The organism is Amycolatopsis sp. NPDC058986, from assembly GCF_042741125.1.
In the GTDB taxonomy this organism is placed as follows: domain Bacteria; phylum Actinomycetota; class Actinomycetes; order Mycobacteriales; family Pseudonocardiaceae; genus Amycolatopsis.
The window spans coordinates 17,384-35,016 of record NZ_JBHYJW010000081.1; the positions used below are offsets into that span (position 1 = coordinate 17,384).

15 protein-coding genes and 1 pseudogene are annotated in these 17,633 nt (G+C 70.4%); 9 read left to right on the forward strand and 7 right to left on the reverse strand.

Going from position 1 to position 17,633, the window contains the following annotated elements:
- Positions 1-195 precede the first annotated feature (195 nt).
- Together ACFW0G_RS41020 and ACFW0G_RS41025 are read right to left on the reverse strand one after the other, a co-directional pair.
- Complete coding sequence (locus ACFW0G_RS41020; RefSeq protein ID WP_378330941.1) at positions 196-435, reverse strand: antitoxin; 240 nt, start codon at positions 433-435, stop codon at positions 196-198.
- Positions 436-635: 200 nt separating this feature from the next.
- Positions 636-1,469 (reverse strand): aldo/keto reductase, encoded by an 834-nt coding sequence (locus ACFW0G_RS41025; RefSeq protein WP_378330942.1) that lies wholly within the window; start codon positions 1,467-1,469, stop codon positions 636-638.
- A gap of 102 nt (positions 1,470-1,571) precedes the next feature.
- On the opposite strand from ACFW0G_RS41025, the gene ACFW0G_RS41030 reads away from it, so the two are divergent.
- The 5 genes from ACFW0G_RS41030 (at position 1,572) to ACFW0G_RS41050 (ending at position 7,090) form a co-directional block, all read left to right on the forward strand.
- Positions 1,572-2,510, forward strand: a complete 939-nt coding sequence (locus tag ACFW0G_RS41030; protein ID WP_378330943.1) for a LysR substrate-binding domain-containing protein — start codon at positions 1,572-1,574, stop codon at positions 2,508-2,510.
- 32 nt (positions 2,511-2,542) lie between these two features.
- Positions 2,543-3,514: a hypothetical protein gene (locus ACFW0G_RS41035; RefSeq protein ID WP_378330944.1), complete on the forward strand. Its 972-nt coding sequence runs from the start codon at positions 2,543-2,545 to the stop codon at positions 3,512-3,514.
- Positions 3,515-3,623: 109 nt separating this feature from the next.
- A complete protein-coding gene (locus tag ACFW0G_RS41040) occupies positions 3,624-5,645 on the forward strand; it encodes a neutral/alkaline ceramidase (protein WP_378330945.1) in 2,022 nt (673 codons plus the stop codon).
- Positions 5,646-5,667: 22 nt separating this feature from the next.
- On the forward strand, positions 5,668-6,630 hold the full coding sequence (locus tag ACFW0G_RS41045; protein ID WP_378330946.1) for a sphingomyelin phosphodiesterase: 963 nt from the start codon (positions 5,668-5,670) through the stop codon (positions 6,628-6,630).
- A gap of 193 nt (positions 6,631-6,823) precedes the next feature.
- Positions 6,824-7,090 (forward strand): hypothetical protein, encoded by a 267-nt coding sequence (locus ACFW0G_RS41050; protein ID WP_378330947.1) that lies wholly within the window; start codon positions 6,824-6,826, stop codon positions 7,088-7,090.
- Here ACFW0G_RS41050 and ACFW0G_RS41055 read toward each other — a convergent pair whose 3' ends face one another.
- The 3 genes from ACFW0G_RS41055 to ACFW0G_RS41065 form a co-directional block, all read right to left on the reverse strand.
- On the reverse strand, positions 7,091-9,370 hold the full coding sequence (locus tag ACFW0G_RS41055) for a molybdopterin-dependent oxidoreductase (RefSeq protein WP_378330948.1): 2,280 nt from the start codon (positions 9,368-9,370) through the stop codon (positions 7,091-7,093).
- 70 nt (positions 9,371-9,440) lie between these two features.
- The gene (locus ACFW0G_RS41060) at positions 9,441-10,223 is read right to left on the reverse strand and encodes an alpha/beta fold hydrolase (RefSeq protein WP_378330949.1); all 783 of its coding nucleotides are present in this window, start codon (positions 10,221-10,223) and stop codon (positions 9,441-9,443) included.
- 70 nt (positions 10,224-10,293) lie between these two features.
- Positions 10,294-11,166: a LysR family transcriptional regulator gene (locus tag ACFW0G_RS41065; RefSeq protein ID WP_378330950.1), complete on the reverse strand. Its 873-nt coding sequence runs from the start codon at positions 11,164-11,166 to the stop codon at positions 10,294-10,296.
- 110 nt (positions 11,167-11,276) lie between these two features.
- Here ACFW0G_RS41065 and ACFW0G_RS41070 point away from each other — a divergent pair, with 110 nt between their 5' ends.
- Positions 11,277-12,263: a DMT family transporter gene (locus ACFW0G_RS41070; RefSeq protein ID WP_378330951.1), complete on the forward strand. Its 987-nt coding sequence runs from the start codon at positions 11,277-11,279 to the stop codon at positions 12,261-12,263.
- A gap of 98 nt (positions 12,264-12,361) precedes the next feature.
- On the opposite strand, the pseudogene mptB reads toward ACFW0G_RS41070, so the two are convergent.
- Positions 12,362-13,666: pseudogene (gene mptB / locus ACFW0G_RS41075) on the reverse strand (polyprenol phosphomannose-dependent alpha 1,6 mannosyltransferase MptB); the annotation flags it as partial.
- Between the two features lie 101 nt (positions 13,667-13,767).
- On the opposite strand from mptB, the gene ACFW0G_RS41080 reads away from it, so the two are divergent.
- From ACFW0G_RS41080 to ACFW0G_RS41090, 3 genes are all read left to right on the forward strand, one after another.
- Positions 13,768-14,427, forward strand: coding sequence for a response regulator transcription factor (locus tag ACFW0G_RS41080; RefSeq protein ID WP_378330952.1), 660 nt, complete (start codon positions 13,768-13,770; stop codon positions 14,425-14,427).
- Positions 14,428-14,444: 17 nt separating this feature from the next.
- On the forward strand, positions 14,445-15,473 hold the full coding sequence (locus ACFW0G_RS41085) for a sensor histidine kinase (RefSeq protein ID WP_378330953.1): 1,029 nt from the start codon (positions 14,445-14,447) through the stop codon (positions 15,471-15,473).
- A gap of 125 nt (positions 15,474-15,598) precedes the next feature.
- Positions 15,599-16,396 carry a trypsin-like serine peptidase gene (locus ACFW0G_RS41090; RefSeq protein WP_378330954.1) on the forward strand — a complete coding sequence of 266 codons (798 nt, stop codon included), beginning with the start codon at positions 15,599-15,601 and terminating at the stop codon, positions 16,394-16,396.
- Here the strand turns inward: ACFW0G_RS41090 and ACFW0G_RS41095 are convergent.
- A complete protein-coding gene (locus tag ACFW0G_RS41095; protein WP_378330955.1) occupies positions 16,386-17,519 on the reverse strand; it encodes a DUF6801 domain-containing protein in 1,134 nt (377 codons plus the stop codon). The genes ACFW0G_RS41090 and ACFW0G_RS41095 overlap by 11 nt on opposite strands.
- Positions 17,520-17,633 lie beyond the last annotated feature (114 nt).

The following is a 17,633-nucleotide window of genomic DNA, read 5'->3' on the forward strand; positions in this document are numbered from 1 at the left end:
CAACGGAGCGTTCGCGACAGGAAGCGCGCACAATGCCGTGAAGGCGGTGCCACAGGGTGGGCGCTTGTCCTTTGTGGACTTCAGTGCCGTGAAGTGGCCCTTCAGCGCGTTGGACGCCATGAAGGACCCCTTCACAGCCCTCGATGCTTCTCGCGCGCGACTTCCGGAACGCCGCGCACAAAACCTCGCTGCGGCTCAGCGGCCGTAATTCCCCTCTTCCGGGTTCTCGCCGCGCTGCGGTTCCTGACCGCCCTCGGCGGAGCCGGATTCCTGCTGCTGCCCGCCGGATTCGCCGCCGAGGAAGCCCTTGGCCTTTTCGGCGACCGTGTCGATCTTGTCGGCGTGCTCGCCGAACTTGGACTTCGCGAGGTCGGCGGCCTTGTCGACGTGTTCGCCGCTCACCTTGTTCTTGATGTCTTCGAAATCGATACCCATCGGCACTCCTTTCACCCACTCCGTGAAACCCGGTGTGCGCCCGGGCCGGATCGGGCCCGAGCGGACCCGCTGACAGTTCCATCAAAGGTGACTCCGGCGACTTCGCAACTCGGGCTACCGGGGTGGGTGAAAGGTGAAGGCGCGACAACGACAACATCGATCCACAGTGGACTCAGCAGTCCCACACGTACCAGCGGGCCTCAGGCGCGCACCAGCGCGTCCAACCCAGAGTAGTCCTTTGTGGATAGTTCGAGACCTGCCGCCGCGAAGTTCTCCTCCAGATGCCGCGTGGACGACGTGCCGGGAATGGGCAGCAGCACCGGCGAACGACGCAGCAACCAGGCGAGCGCCACCTGAGCCGGGGTCGCGCCCAGCCGGGCGGCGATCTCGGCCAGCGGGCCGTCGGAGGTGACGCTGGGTTTGATCGGCAGCCACGGGATGAACGCGATCCCATGCGCTTCGCAGTGTTCCAGCACGGCTTCCGACGCGCGATCGGTGAGGTTGTACCGATTCTGGACGCTGACGATCGGGGTGATGCGCTGGGCCTCGACGAGCTGCTCCACCGAGACCTCGGAAAGGCCGATGTGCCGGACCTTGCCCTCGTCCCGCAGCTGCCGCAGCGCGCCGATCTGCTCGGCGAACGGGACCTTCGAATCGACGCGGTGCAGCTGGTACAGGTCGATCCGCTCGACGCGCAGCCGGCGCAGGCTCAGCTCGGCCTGCTGGCGCAGGTATTCCGGGCGGCCGAGCGGCACCCACGCGCCGCCGGGCCGGGCGTGCCCGCCCTTGGTGGCGATCACCAGGCCGTCCGGATACGGATGCAGGGCTTCGGCGAGCATTTCCTCGTTCAGCCCCAGCTCGTAGGCGTCGGCCGTATCGATGAAGGTGACGCCGATTTCGACGGCGCGGCGCGCGGTCGAAATCGACGCGGCCCGTACCGCGGGCGTGGTGCTGTGCAGGCGCATGGCACCGAGGCCGAGCCGGTGGACGGGCAGGTCGCCGCCGATGCGCAGGGTGGTCTCGACTGAAGACACGAAAGATTCTCCTTGTGGCCGTGAGGTCTCCGTCCACCCTGCGGCCTCGGCCCTGTTAAGACAATCGAGACTTTCTTCCCCCGACCGCTTAGTATCGCTAATGTGTTGAATCTCGAACGCCTCCGGGTGCTGCACGCCGTCGCCCGCACCGGCTCGGTCCGCGGCGCCGCCGAGGCCCTGCACGTCACCACGTCGGCGGTGTCCCAGCAGCTGAGCAGGCTGGAACGCGAGATCGGGCAACGCCTGCTGGAGCGGCAAGGCCGCGGCGTCCGGCTCACCGACGCCGCCACGCTGCTCGCCGACCACGCCGAGCGGCTGCTCACCCAGGTCGAACTGATCGAGGCGGATCTGGCCGAGCATCGCGGCGCGGTGACCGGCGCGGTGACGATCGCCGCGTTCGCCACGGCCGCGCGCGGCCTGCTGCCCGATGCCCTGCGCGCACTGCGAAAACGGTATCCGGACCTCGACGTCCGGCTGTCCGAGCACGAACCGCACGAGTCCCTCCCCGCGCTCGCGCGCGGCGATCTCGACATCGCGATCGTCCAGGACTGGCCGGACGCGCCGTTGCCGGTTCCCGACGGCCTTTCCCGCCGCCCGCTGGCCGAAGACACGTTTGACGTCGCGCTGTCCACTCAGGACACACTCGCCGATCGGGACGTCCTGAAGCCGGCCGAACTGCGTGATCAGCGCTGGATCGGCTGGGCCGCCGGGCAGATCTGCCACGACTGGCTGACGTCGAAGCTCCGCGAACTCGGCGCCGAGCCACGCATCACGCACACCGCGTCCGAGCATTCGACCCAGCTCGCCCTGGTCGCCGCCGGGCTGGGCGCGGCGCTCATCCCCCGCCTCGGCCGCGATCCGGTGCCCCGCGGCGTCCGGTTCGTGCCGCTGAGCCCCGCACCGCGGCGGCGGATCTTCGCGCTCTGGCGGGCCAGCGCGTTCCCCCGGCCCGCGATCAAGGCGACGCTGACGGCCCTGGACACCACCGCCAAGTCGGGACACCGCTCCCATGCGCCCGGGACAGCCCGTGCCCGAGGATGAACGGTGACACCGGAACTCCTTGGGGGACAACGATGACGTGGAGATCGACAGCCATGGTGTGCGGCGCGGCGCTCCTGCTCGCGACGGCCGCGCCCGCGCACGCCGCCCCGTCGACGACCCGGCCGGACGGCGCAGAACTGCTGTACCGGCCCACCGGCCCGGCCAGCGCGCAGAACGCCGCGTTCTCCCCCGACGGCGCGACGGTCGTGTTCACCCAGTTCCCGCGGGGCTACAACGCCGGGCCCGCGGCGCTCGAACTGCTCGGGTTCGCCCCCGGCGGCATCCCGCGGCAGTTGTTCCAGCAGGGCGACCAGAGCGCGGTCAACCTGCCCGGCTCCAGCTGGAACGCGGCGGCCGGGCTGATCACGTTTTCCTTCGACGGCACCGATCTCGACGAGATCTGGACGATCCGGCCGGACGGCGGCGGGCGGCAGCGGGTCACCGCGCACACCGGCCCGCGCGGGTTCACCGAGCCGAGCTTCTCGCCCGACGGCCAGTGGATCGTCTTTCAGGAGAACCTCGACCAGAGCGGGCCGGGCGCGCTCGGCAGCATCTGGAAGGTCCGGCGGGACGGCGGCGGGCTGACCCGGCTGGCCGACGGGCCCGGCACCGGCACGGACAACCGCCAGCCGAACTGGTCCCCGCGTGGTGACCGGATCGTGTTCCAGACGCGCGGCGCGACCGGCGACTGGAAGCTGCGCACGATCACCCCTGACGGCGGCCCGTCGCGGGCGGTGACCTCCGGCGCGGGCGAGGACACCGACGCGAGCTGGTCGCCGGACGGCAGCAGGATCGTGTTCTCCTCCGACCGTGGCGGGCTCGCGCACGCTCAGCTGTTCGTGATCCCGGCCGACGGCGGCGCGGCGGTCCAGGTCACGCACGCGCCCACCTGGTACAGCGGGGCGCCGAGCTGGTCGCCGGACGGCCGCTGGCTCGCGTTCGAATCCCGCGAGGGCGACGGCGAAACGCCGACCTCGTTGTGGCGGATCGCCGCACCCGCCTGATCGGCGAGCACCTCCCCCGGACCGACGTTCGCGGGTTGCCAGGGTGAAGGCGATCACGTACGGTCCCGGCAAACGCGAAAGCGCTTCACGTTAGCGGGAGGAGTCACCGATGCCGGTGAGTCGTCGACACGTCTTGGCCGGGGCCGCCGCGCTCCCGCTCGCCACCGGCTTCCTCGGTGCGACGGCCGCGTCCGCTTCGGCTGAACCGGGCGGCGGTTTCCTCGTCGGTGCCGGCATCGCCGATGTCACCGGGCCCGCCGCGGAGAACGGCATGATGGGCTACTCGATGCCGCAGCAGCAGACCGCGGGCATCCACCTGCGCACCCGCGCGCGGGCGTTCGTGATCGCCGGCGGCCCGCGCCGGATCGCGTTCGTCACCGCGGAACTCGGCGCCCTGTTCCAGTCCGTGCACCAGGGCGTGCTGCGGAAGCTCGCCGCGAAGTTCGGGGATCTCTACACCGAGCGGAACGTCCTGCTCAACGCCACGCACACGCATTCCGCCTGCGGCGGCGACTCGCACTACGCGGCCTACGACCTGTCGATCCTCGGGTTTCAGGAGCAGGTGTACGACGCCGTCGTCGACGGGATCGTGGCGGCGATCAGCCAGGCGCACGCGGATCTCGCGCCGGGGTCGATCAGCCTCGGCCGCACCGAGCTGACCGACGCCAGCGCGAACCGCTCCCGCACCGCGTTCGAGCTGAACCCGAAGGCGGACAAGGACCATTTCCCGCTGTCCATCGACCCGGCGGTGACCGTGCTGCGCTTCCGGCGCGGCGGCACCGACGTCGGCGCGATCACCTGGTTCGCCACCCACGGGACGTCGATGAGCAACGGCAATCATCTGATCAGCAGCGACAACAAGGGATACGCGGCCTACACCTGGGAACACGAGCACGCCGGGGTCCGCTACCTCGACGGCGGCCCGGGTTTCGTCGCGGCGTTCGCGCAGACCAACTCCGGCGACATGACGCCGAACCTGAATCTCAAGCCAGGTACGGCGGACACGGAGTTCGAGAACACCCGGCGCATCGGCGAACTCCAGTTTCAGGCCGCGAAACGCGCGTTCGACGGGGCGGGCGAAGACGTTGTCGGCGGCGTCGATCATCGGATGTGCTACGTCGACATGTCCGATCTCGCCGTCGACGCGAAGTACACGCCGAACGGACGTCCGCAGCGGACCTGCACCGCGGCGATCGGAGTGTCGATGCTCGCGGGCAGCACCGAGGACGGACCGGGCCTTCCCCTGCCCGAGGGCGTGAAGAACCCCTTCATCGACTGGCTCGGCGGGATCGACGCGCCCATCCCGCGCGCGCTCGCCGACGCGCAGGCGCCCAAGGTGATCGCCGTGCCGTTCGGCGCCATGCAGCCGTATCCGTGGGCACCGGAGGTCCTCCCGCTGCAGATCGTCCGAATAGGACAGTTGCATCTGGTGGCCGGGCCCGCCGAGTACACGATCGTCGCGGGCCTGCGGATCCGGCGCACCGTTGCCGCCGAACTCGGCGTGCCACTGGAAAACGTGCTGATGCAGGGTTACGCCAATGCCTACAGCCAGTACGTCACGACGCCCGAGGAGTACGACTCCCAGCAGTACGAAGGCGCGTCAACCCTCTTCGGCCGGTACACGCTGCCCGCCTACCAGCAGGAGTTCGCGAAGCTCGCGGCCGCGATGAAGGCAGGCACGGCGGTGCCGCACGGGCCGGTCCCCCGCGACCTGCGCGGCAAGCTCGTCAACTTCCAGCCGGGTGTCGTGTTCGACAGCGCCCCGGCGCTCAAGAACTTCGGCGACGTCGTGACCGAGGCGAAACCCAGCTACCGGCGCGGCGAGCAGGTCAGCGTCACGTTCGTGACGGGGCATCCGAAGAACGATCTCCGCCACGGCTCGACGTTCCTGGAGATCCAGCGGTTCGCCGACGGGAAGTGGGTCCGCCACGCCGACGACGGCGACTGGGCCACGAAGTACCACTGGGCGCGGAAGTTCGTCGCCGAATCGCAAGCCACCGTTACCTGGGACATCCCCGCGAACACCCCGATCGGCAAATACCGCGTGGTGCACTTCGGGAACTGGAAGAACGGCTGGAACGGGCGGATCACCGCGTTCTCCGGAACCTCCCGGGCCTTCGTGGTTTCCTGACTCGCCAGCGAAAGGATGTCCCGTGCGGAAACTCGCCGCGCTCGCCACGCTCGTCGCCACCCTGCTGACCGCGACACCCGCCCACGCGGCGTCGACGGCCTCGGTTTCGGTGCTGAGCTTCAATCTCTGGCAGCTGCCGTGGATCGCCAGTCCGAACACGGCCGACAAGGAAGCCCGCGCACAGGCCGCCGAAAAGGTGATCCGCGCGAACGGCACCGACGTGGTCGTGCTGGAGGAGGCGTTCAGCGCGCAGGCCGAGTCGCTGCGCAAGCGGCTGGCCGACGCCTGGCCGTACCAGACCCCTCTGGTGGGCCAGTACTGCTCGACTGCGCCCGGATGGTCCACTGTGGACGGTAACTGCTCGAACTCGCCGGTCGTGGTCAACGGCGGGGCGACAGTCCTGTCCAAGTGGCCGATCACCGAAAGCCACCAGCTGGTGTTCCGGAACTCGTACCAGGGCACCGCCGACTACTACGCGAACAAGGGTGCCGCGCTGGTCCGGATCCTCGCGCACGGCAGGCCGCTGTGGCTCACCGGCACCCATCTGCAGGCCGACGAAGCGCCGGACACCCTGCCCAAGGCCCACGAAATCCGGATGGCCCAGCTCGGCGAGATCCACGGCCTGGTCGCGAAGTACGCGCCGGCCACGGAGCCGGTCGCGATCGCCGGGGACCTCAACATCGAGTACTGGGCGGGGCAGGGCCGGAAGGACGGCCTCGGCCGCACCCAGTCCCAGCAGGGCGAAGCGGCTCTCGACGGTGTCCTGCGGACCGCACCCGCCGGGAAGTACACCTTCGACGCGGCCACCAACCCGAACGCGGCCAAGTCCGTCCCCGCGTCCTACCGCGACTCACTGGACTACGTCGGCGCGCTGCGTGGCGGCGGACGCCCGCTCGCGGACGTCGGCGCGGTCTCGATGGTGTCCTATGGCGACGGAACGCTTCCGTCCGATCACTATCCGGTACGCACCTCGGTCCGCTACTGACGTCGTCGGGCCCGGAGTGCTGAAGGACGCCTTCGGTGCACTCAATGCACTGAAGGCGTCCTTCAGCGCGGCCAACGCACTGAAAGCGTCCTTCAGCACCTCTCCCAGGTTCACCCTCGCGCAGCTTGTCCCGCGCCGCGTCATCCGGTAATGACATAAGACCGGCCTGTCCCCGTGGTGAGGAGGACGCGCGATGCTGAGTGTGCTCGGCGAGTACTGGCGGTTCCTCCTTGCCGGGGTGCCCGGCGCGGTACTCCTGACTGTGTTCTCCACCGGCCGTCGCGTTCCCCGCTGGCTGTGGGCGGGCTGGGCGCTGTTGATCGTGGCGGTCGGGCTGGCCTGGGCGGTGCGCATGTCGTGGCCGGGCACGATCGTGCTGTTCGTCGCGCTGATCTTCATCGCCGTGGCGTCCTGGATGAACGTGGCGGAACGCCGCGAGCGGGCGCGCGAGGGCCGGTAGTCACACCGGCGGCCGGTGCGCGTTCACCTCCGGCGGCGTCCCCGCACAACGCTCGACCTCGACCAGCGCGTGCTGTCCCGAAGAGCCCTGGGCCAGCGAGGACGTCGGACGGTCGGCGGTCAGCACATTCGGGTTACCGTGGCGGCAGACGGACGGGTCGGCCGGATCGGGGTCGTACCAGGCCCCGGTCGACAGCTGCGCGACACCGCGGCGCACGGCCGTGCTGGTCACCAGCCCGGCGAGACAGCTGCCGCGGTCGTTGAAGATCCGCACCACATCACCCTCGGCCAGTCCGCGCGCGGCCGCGTCGGCCGGATGCAGCCGCACCGGCTCCCTGCCGCCGACCTTGGCCCCCTGGCTGTGCGGGCCGTGGTCCAGCTGGCTGTGCAATCGCGTCTTCGGCTGGTTCGCGATCAGGTGCAGTGGGTGAGCCTTCGCCTGCTCGCCGCCGAGCCACTCCTCGGGTTCCCGCCATACCGGATGTCCTGGGCAATCCGGATAACCGAACCCGTCGATCGTCTCGGAGAAGATCTCGATCCGCCCGCTCGGGGTGCGCAGCGGGTTCCGGTCCGGGTCCGCGCGGAACTCGGCCAGCGAGACGTGCTCCCTCGGATGCACCGGCAGTTCCAGCACGTCCTCGCTCGCCCAGAACTCGTCGAACGACGGCACCGGATTCCCCTCGCGTTCGCGGTCGGCGGCCCAGCCTGTGTAGAGGTGGCGCAACCACTCGTGCGAAGTCCGCCCTTCGGTGAACGCCTCCCCCACCCCGAGCCGCGCCGCGAGATCGGCGAACACCTGGTAGTCGTCGCGCGCCTGGGCGTTCGGCCGCGTCAGCGCCCGCATCGGCACGAACACCGGATCGCCATACCCACCACCGAAATCATCCCGCTCGATCGACATCGTCGAAGGCAGCACGATGTCGGCGTGCCGCGCCGTGGCCGTCCAAAACGGATCGTGCACGACGACGGTGTCCGGCCGGGTGAACGCGTGCCGCAGCCGGGCGAGGTCCTGGTGATGGTGGAACGGGTTCCCGCCGCCCCAGTACACCAGCCGGATGCCGGGATAGGTCAGCCGCTGCCCGTTGTAGTCGTACTCCTGGCCGGGGTTCAGCAGCATGTCCGCGATCCGGGCCACCGGGATGAACGTGTCGCAGCCGTTGCGCCCCTGGGGCAGCGAAGGCAGCGGCACCGCGCGGAACGGCATGCCCGCGACGGCCGAAGACCCGTATCCGTGCCCGAACCCGCCACCCGGCAGGCCGATCTGCCCGAGCATCGCGGCCAGCACCAGGCCCAGCCACAGCGGCTGTTCACCGAACCGGGTGCGCTGCAGCGACCAGCTCACCGTGATCATCGTGCGCGACGAAGCCATCTCGCCGGCGAGCGCGCGGATCCGTGCGGCGGGGATCTCCGTGAGCGCCTCGGCCCACTCCGGGGTCTTCGGCACCCCGTCGGCCGAACCACGCACATACTCCGCGAAGCGTTCGTAGCCGACGGTGTACCGGCGGAGGAACTCCTTGTCCGCCAAGCCTTCCGTGTCCAGCACATAGGCCAGGCCCAGCATCAGCGCGACGTCGCCTGCCGGGCGCGGCGCGAGCCACTCCGCCTCGGCGTCGGGATGTGTGTCGTCTTCCAGCGGACTGACCGAGACGAACCGGCAGCCACGGGCCCGCGCGGCGCCGACCCACGAGCGCATCCCGTGCCGTCCGACCCCGCCGGGAGCCACGACGGCGTTCTTCGGGGACAACCCGCCGAACGCGACGACCAGCTCGGTGTGCTCGGCGATCACCTCGTACGTCGTCGAGTCGTCCATGATCTTCCACGCCGGGCCGACCACGTGCGGCAACAGCACGGTGGTCGCCCCGAGGCTGTAGCTGTTCACCGAACTGACGTAACCGCCGAGGCAGTTGAGGAACCGGTGCACCTGGCTCTGCGCGTGGTGGAACCGGCCCGCGCTGGCCCAGCCGTACGAACCGCCGTACACACTCTCGGGTCCGTAGCCGTCGTACACCCGCCGCAGCTCACCCGCCAGCAGGTCGAGCGCCTTGTCCCAGGAGACCGGGACGAACGAGTCGTCACCGCGCCCCGCGCCACCCGGCCCGTTCTCCAGCCAGCCGCGCCGCACATGGGGCTGGGTGATGCGGACGGGGTGATCCTGCACGCCCACGATGTTCTCGAGCATCGGCGGCGGTTCCGGATCCTGGGACCACGGCCGCACCGACCGGAGCCTGTCCCCGTCCGTTTCCGCCTCGAATGTGCCCCAGTGGGTGAGATGGATCGTCATCGCGTCGCTCCCTCCACCCCCGCATTATGCCCACGCCGCCGCGGAACGCGATCAAGTTTTCGCCGCCGGGTCAGCCCGCGCCGAAAGCGAAGACGGCCGCCACGAACTGGTCCGGATCGTGGTCCATCGCCTGGTGACCCTGCCCGTGCAGCGGGACGACGTCCGCCCCGGGGATCCGCGCCGCGACGGACGCCGCGGCCGCGGCCAGATACGCGGGACTTTCGGTGCCGGCGAACAGGCGCACCGGGACCCGGATCCCGGCGAGGCGGTCATCGGCGGTGAACGCCTGGACCTCGCCCAGCTCACGCGTGATCGTGTGCGCCGCGGCGAGCCTGGCCTGCCAGATCGGAGTGCCCTTCATCGCGTCGACGTCGGCCTCCGGGAGCCGCAGCGCCGCACGGAAGAACGTCTCCAGCACCAGCCCGGGATCGTCCGAGACGGCGGTGAGCCGCTCGAACACCCCCGATTCCAGGACGGGCAGTCCCGGTGACGGCATCGGCGGCTCGTAGAGCACGATCCGGCCGATCGACTCGGTGATCAGCGCGGCCTCCAGGGTGCACAGGGCACCATAGGAGTGCGCGACGACGTAGGTGCCGGGGCCGATCGCCTCGGCGACCGCCGCGATGTCCTCGCCCTCGCGCCGGAGGTCGTACGGCCCGGCCTCGGCGGTGCTCAGCCCGCGACCCCGGCGGTCGAGCCGGTGCACGGTGTAGCGCCGCCCCAGCCGCTCCGCCACCGGTGCCCATCGGGTGCGGTCGGCGCTGGCGCCGTGCACCAGCAGCAGGGGTGGCCCGGCACCGAGCGTTTCGTAACCGAGAACCGTTCCGTCACGGGACACGACCGAGTTCGCCATACCGCGACAGTAAGGCCACCGCACGCCCCGCGGGACCGGTTGCCCGCAGGACTGCCCGTCGGCACCGGACCTAGCCGGGCGATTCCGGGGCGCCGTGCACGACGTCGCGTGCCGTGCGGATGAAGTCCTCCAGCGCGGGATGCCGGGAATTCGGTGCCCACGCGAGGAAAACCGGCACCGGGGGCGCGTCGGCCAGCGGAACGTAGACGATCTCGGCGTGCGGATGCAGCTTACTGCTCGACGCCGGGGTGATGCCGACGCCGTTGTTCGCGGCGATGTTGCTCTGCCAGTCGTCCACCGAACCGACCTCCACGGCCACGGCGGGCCGCGCCTCGGCGTCCCACAGTTCGGGAGTCGTCGTGCCCCAGTGCCGTTGCACGACCAGGCCCTCCCCGGCGAGGTCGGCGAGCCGGAGTTCGCGACGGCGGGCCAGCCGGTGCTCCATCGAGACCGCCGCCACCCGCGTCTCGCTGTAGAGCAGCTCACTGCGATAGCCAGGCCGCGGCTGCGGGCCGCGCAACACGCTGACGTCGATCCGGCCGCCCGCCATCCCCGCGTAGGGATCGTCCAACCGGCACAGCTCGAGCGGTTGTTCCGGCCGCGAGGCACGCCAGTGACGCAGCACGGCCGAGGTGTGCTCCCCGAAGGCCGACCACGCGTGCCCGACACGCAGCGGCCGCGGGTCCCCGAACGGCCGCTCCACGGCGTCGGTGAACGACGCCAGCGCGGCCGCCGCCCTGATCCGGAAGATCTCGCCTTCGGCGGTCGCCGTGACGCCGTGGGCGGACCGCGCGAGCAGCGCGACTCCGACGTGCCGTTCGAGCTGGGCGAGGGTGCGCGAGACCGCGGGCTGCGCCAGCCGCAGCCTGCGAGCAGCGGCGGTGATGCTGCCCTCCTCGACGGCGGCCAGGAACGTCTCCAGATGCCGGATGTCCAGCCCCATAACCGCAGAGCATACCCCATCGCGAACCGGCATTTCCGGACTCTCCGCTCACGTCGCTAGTTTTGTCCGTGTCCCCTTTCCCCTTTTGAGTGTTTTCGAGGAATGGCCCGATGTCGCGCAGGAAATCATCGTTCGTCGTTGCCGCTCCGCTGGCCTTTGTGCTCATGTGGGCGAGCGGGCCGATCGCCGTCGAAACGGGACTCGCCCACAGTTCGGCGCCCACCTTTCTGCTCCTTCGCGCGCTCGGATCCGCGGCGTTGTGCTGGGGCGTCTGGTTTTTCGTACGCGACAGGCTGCCACGAACCGGTCCGGAATGGATGCGGACAGTCGTGGTGGCGATTCTCCTGCAAACGGTTTACCAGGGTTTTTTCTTCGCCGCCGTCGGCGCCGGGCTACCGGCCGGAATCATCGCCGTCATTCTCGGCACCCAGCCGATCCTCACCACGCTGATCACCCGGTCCGGTCGTGACCGGCGATTCCGGACCGGACTGGTGGTCGGGCTCGCCGGCGTGGCACTGACCGTCAGTTCGACCCTCGGCGCCCCCTCCCGGACCGACACGGCGGGCACGGTCACCGGGCTGCTGTTCGCCTTCCTCGCGCTGGGCGCGATCACCGGCGGGACCATCGTCCAGGGCAGGACCGCGAACGTGGGCACCTGGGCGGCGCTGGCGATCCAGTACTCGTTCAGCTCGGTGGCGTTCGCGGTGACGACGGCCTGCACCGGCGGCCCGCAGCTGACCGGCCGTCCGGCGTTCTTCCTCGCGCTCGGCTGGATGGTCGTGGTCGTCTCGGTCGGCGCCGCCGCGCTGCTGTACTTCATGGTCGCCCGCGGCGAGGTCGCCAGGGTCACCAGCCTGTTCTACTGCGTCCCCCCGGTCACCGCACTGCTGGACCTGCTGTTCTCCGGGACCGCGCTGACCGCCGTCGAACTCGCCGGAATCGGCCTGGTCGTGGTCGCTGTCGCGCTGATCCAGACGGGCGCGCCCCGCTTCCGGCGCACGCGCCGTGCGGAGACGGTACCCGAACGCCCTTCCACCGCACCTGAGTCCACAAAGGACGGCACGGGCCTGGCCAGGACGCGCCAGGGTGGACGCTGAAGCCGGATCCCCGTCCCTCGCGCGGTCAACACGCCGACCCCGGCCGAAACCACCGCCAGCACCGCGTATCCCCACAGCGGCATCTGGGTTTTCCCGTCGGGGTAAGTGCTCACGACAAGGAACGTCGACAAGGCGGCCGCGACCGCGACACGCGAAACCGGCCACGCGGCCGCCGCTCCCAGCACCAGCGGCCAGGTGAAGTACCACGGCAACGCCACCGGTGCCAGCACCACCGAAGCCAGCAGCGCCGCCGCGGCCCCGTGGACCGCGGCGGCACCGCCCGCCCGCGAACGCCACCACAACCACGTCACCAGCCCGGCGAGGACGACCCAGCCCGCCGCCCGGCACGCCGCGACGGCACCGGCGGAGCCGGGCAGCACCAGCCCGGCGAGCTTCCCTGCCGAGGTCGAGAGCGACATCCACGGTTCCAGCACCGAGTTCCCGCCGAGAGCGCGGATCCAGCCGAGATCGACCCCGGCGACGACGGTGCACAATCCGAACGTGACGACCACAATGGACACCGAAGCCGCGAACACGAAGAAATAGCCGCGCACCGAAACCCGCCTGCCCGATCGCCGCGCCGCCCACACCCACACCAGGAACGGCAACGCCACAGCCGCGGGAGCCTTCACCGCGGCGGCCAGCGCGACCAGCGCGAACCCTGCTCCCGGCGCACGGGTGAGCACGAGCGCCGTGCCCGCCGCGAGCAGTCCGACCATCAGGAGGTCGTTGTGCCCGCCTGACACCACACACAACACCATCAACGGATTCGCCACCGTCATCCACAGTGCGCGTTCCGGGCGGTTGCCGAGATGACGGCACAGGACGGGCAAGGCGAAACAGAGCAACGCCAGCCCGGCCACCATCGCGAGCCGGGTCAGAAAGGCACCGAGGAGCACGTTCTGCCCGGTCACGGCGAGTACGCTTTTCACGATCAAGACCTGCAGCGGCCCGTACGGCGACGGAATGTACATCCACCCACCGGCGGCGTTGTCGGTGATCGCGCTGGGAAGTTCGGCGGGAACGTGCGTGTACGGGTCGAGACCGGCGTGCGCCACCGCGCCCTGTGCGAGGTAGGTGTACAGATCGGTGCTGAACAACGGTGGCGCGCAGAGCAGCGGAACGCACCACAGCCAGGCCGTCCACCCGACCTCGCGCGAGTTCGTCCGGCCCGCGCGCACCGAATGTCCTAACCGGACCCAGGCCGCCAGTACCACGGCGAGGCCGAGGTACAGCACCACGATCGCGGGCAACCGGCCGTGCCAGGACAGCACGGCGCCGAGCCAGGTACCGGACAGCACAGGATCGTGCCGCAGCGTCGCACCCGCCCCGAACGCACCGAGTGAAACCAGCGCGGATCCGCCCAGCCCCAGGACAGCCGTGCTCTTTCCGACGAAGATCATGCGGCCAGGTCTAATCGGCGGATGATCTCGGGCCGTTAAGATCGGCTTTTATCGGATCTTTATCCCTCCGGCGTTCTACTGTGGATCGTGGAGAGCGGTTGATGCGCGTACTCGTGGCCGAAGACGAGCGGATGCTGGCCGACTCCATCACGGAGGGATTGCGGCACCTGGGCATGGCGGTGGACGTCTGCTACGACGGCGACGCCGCGCTCGAACGTGTCGCGGTCCACCGGTACGACGTCGTACTGCTCGACCGTGACCTGCCGGTGGTGCACGGCGACGAGGTCTGCCGGAGGATCTCCGGCGGAGACGGCGAGACCCGCGTGCTGATGCTCACGGCCGCGGCGGGCATCCGCGACCGCGTCGACGGGCTCGGCCTCGGCGCGGACGACTATCTCACCAAGCCGTTCGCCTTCGCCGAACTCGTCGCCCGGGTGCACGCGCTGGCCCGGCGCGCCCGCCCCGCACTGCCGCCGGTGCTCGACCGCGCCGGCGTCGAACTCGACCCCGCGAAGCGGTTCGCGTCGCGGGACGGACGGCCGTTGTCGTTGTCTCCCAAGGAGTTCGCCGTCCTGGAGGTGTTGCTGCGGGCCGAGGGACGGGCCGTCAGCCCGGAAGAGCTGCTGGAGAAGGCATGGGACGAACACGCGGACCCGTTCACGAACACGGTGCGGGTCACGGTGATGACGTTGCGGAAGAAGCTCGGCGCACCGCCGGTGATCCGCACCGTACCCGGGGCGGGCTACTGTCTGGACGCCTGAGGCGGGCACGGGCGTCCGTGCGCGGCCGCGTCCGACTGGTTCTCGTCGGCGGCCTGGTCCTCGGCCTCGCGCTGCTGTATCCGCTCGGCAAGATGCTGGGGATGGTGCTCGGGACGTTCGTCGACGGGGACTTCTGCCCGCGCAACACCGGCTGCCACAACACGGCGGGCGGGATCGGCTGGCTCCTGCCGCTGATCGCCGTGGTCGTGCTGCTGTTCCTCCTGCGCCGCCCGGTGGCGTCCTGGGTACTGCGTCCGTTGCCCGATCTCACGGCCACCATCGAACAGCTGGGGCCGCGGAACCTCGGCCAGCGCCTGCGGCTGGACCAGACCGACGGCGAAGTGCGCGCGCTCGCCGCCGCGGTGAACGGGATGCTCGACCGCGTGTCCATCGGCTTCGAGGGACAGCGGCGGTTCGCCGCCAACGCGTCGCACGAACTACGCACCCCGCTCGCGGTGCAGCGGACACTCGCCGAGGTCGCGGTCGTCACGGGCGGCGGTGACGAGGTGCGGCGGCTCGCGGGGCAGCTGCTGGTGGTCAACGAACGTAACGAGCAGCTGATCGAGGGACTGCTCGTGCTGGCCGAGGCGGACCGGGGGCTGCCCGGCAGCGTGCCGGTGCGGCTGGACACGCTGGTGGAGTCGGTCCTCGCCCGGTACGCGGAGCAGCTGGCCGAGCACGAGCTGACCCTGCGCGAAGAACTGGCGGAGCGCACCGCGCCCGGCGATCCCGTGCTGCTGGAACGGCTGATCGCCAACCTCGTGCACAACGCGATCAAGTACAACCGCCCTGGCGGCTGGGTCGAGGTCGTCGTCGGCGCCGAACCCGCGCTGAGCGTGCGCAACTCCGGCGAGCGCGTACCCGCCGAATCGGTCGACTCGCTGTTCCAGCCCTTCCGCCGGGTGAGCGCCGACCGCACGAACCACCGCGACGGCGCCGGCCTCGGACTGGCGATAGCGCACTCGATCGCCACCGCGCACCACGGGCGGGTGACCGCCGATCCCGGCGAGGAAGGCGGCCTGCGCGTCGACGTGGTGCTGCCCTGACCGGGGACCCCGCACCTCGGCCATTTCCGGGGAATCCCCGTGTGCCGCCTGTGAATCGCTGTGACCGGGCTGTGGATCCGATGCGCCGGGATGCCGCCGGGACGCCGCTGTGGTGATGTGAACACGTGACGGTCAAGAACCTCCGCGCCGCGACGGTGCTCCTGGTTTCGGCTCTCCTGGTGCTCGCGGCGAGCGGCACCGACGTGGTCACGGACACCTCGGCCGCCGACAGCCGAAACCCGGCCACGGCGGCGAAGGTGAGTTCAGCGGCCGTCGCGAGCACGGCGGCGAAGGCCACCCCGGCGCTCGTCGCGAGCACGGCGGCGGGCGCGTTGTTCGCCGGGGGCCGCCACTTCTGCTCGGCGAGCGTGGTGCACAGCGTGGCGGGCGACGTCGTGCTCACCGCCGCGCACTGCGTCAACGGCCGCGCCGGGCTCTCGTTCGCGCCCGGCTACCACGACGGCATCGCGCCGTACGGCCAGTGGCAGGTCACCGGCGTCTTCGTGGCGAGCGGGTGGGCCGCCTCGGCAGACGCCGATCTCGACTTCGCGTTCCTGACCGTCCACCGGGCCGGCGACGCCCGCGCGATCGAAAGCGTTACCGGCGCGAACACGCTGGGCGCCGGCCGCGGCTTCACCAACACGGTCACGCTCACCGGCTATCCCGACACCACCGACTCACCGGTGACCTGCCGGAACACCACCACCCAGTCCGGCCCCTTCCAGCAGCGCGTCGAATGTCCCGGCTTCCCCGACGGCACCAGCGGCGGGCCGTGGGTGACCGGGGCGGACCCGGCGACCGGGCTCGGCACGGTCGTCGGCGTGATCGGCGGGTACCAGCTGGGCGGCGCCACCCCGGACGTGTCCTACAGCGCCTACTTCGACACGGACATCCGGAACCTGTTCTCGACCGTCACCGGTTGAGCGCGCGGGGCGTCAGCGTCAGGTCGAACGTGTTGCCGTCGCCCTGCACGAACGAACTCAGGTAACCGGTGAACGCGCCACAGCCGGTCAGCGGCGGCAGCGTGTAGGTACCGGTGAGCGTGCCACCGGAGGCCATCGCGAATCCTTCTCCCGTACGGAGATCCGCCGTCGCGGGGCTCGACGTCTTGCAGTCGGGGCCGCCGCCGACCGGCATTCCGAAGAACATAACCTGTGGCAGGGAGAGATCGAAGCGGCTGTGCGCGGTGAACCCGGTCGCCGTCAGTTCCCCGGTCTGCGGGCCTGCGGGCGTGTAGACCAGATCGGCCGTCCCCGGCAGGAAGCCGAACAGGCGGAACTCCGCGTGCGCCTTGTCCAGCGCCGGCCCGCCGCTGAACGTCTGCTCGGCCGAGTTGCCGGTGAAGCCGAATCCGCCGGTGACGGGCGCGGTGGCCCCGAGTGCCTTGATCGTTGTCTTGCCGGTGACCGCGTAGTCGTACGCGGTGGTCGTCGAGTTGCTGAGGTCGAACGACAGCAGCACCGGGTCCTGGCCGGGGTCGAGCGTGCAGTCCGAGGTGAAGGCACCGATCCCGGTGAACGAGCCGTCGGTCTTCTTCGGCGTCAGCCGGGTGGTGAAATCGCCGATCGTCAACGTCGTCTTTCCGGCGTTCGCGAGTTTGATGGCCGGCACCGAACCCGTCGCCTGCGTGGTGAACGTCCCGTTCGGCGGAATCGAGGTCTTGGCCACGTTCAGGGGAATCTTCACCGGAAGCGGCTTGGCGTCCCCGTTGGCCAGTGTCACGCCGGCCGCGGCGGTGCCCTCGATGGTGGCCGCGCCGACCAGGGTGAGCCCGCGCGACGCCTTGTCCGGCACGGTCACGGCGACATTCAGCCCGGACGTGGTGAGCGTGCCACCGGGTTGCTTCGGGACGTCGAAGTCGGCCTTGATCTCCACGTCGAGCTTCTGCAGCCCGATCAACGGGAAGGGGCAGGTGAACGACAGCTTCTTGTCGACGGGGGTGGACGCGGCCGCGCCGCGGACGGCGACGAGCAGCAGCCCGGCGGCGGTGAGCAGCAGGATGAGGCCCGTCGCGAGCAGCGCCCGGACGGAGAGTCGAAGGGGCATGATCGCCTTCCGGTGCACGGCGCCGGTCCCCGCCGCGGGGGGCGGCGGGGACCGGCTGGCCAGACATCATGTTGGTGAGGTTCAGATAGAGCGTGTTGGCGGGACACATTGGGA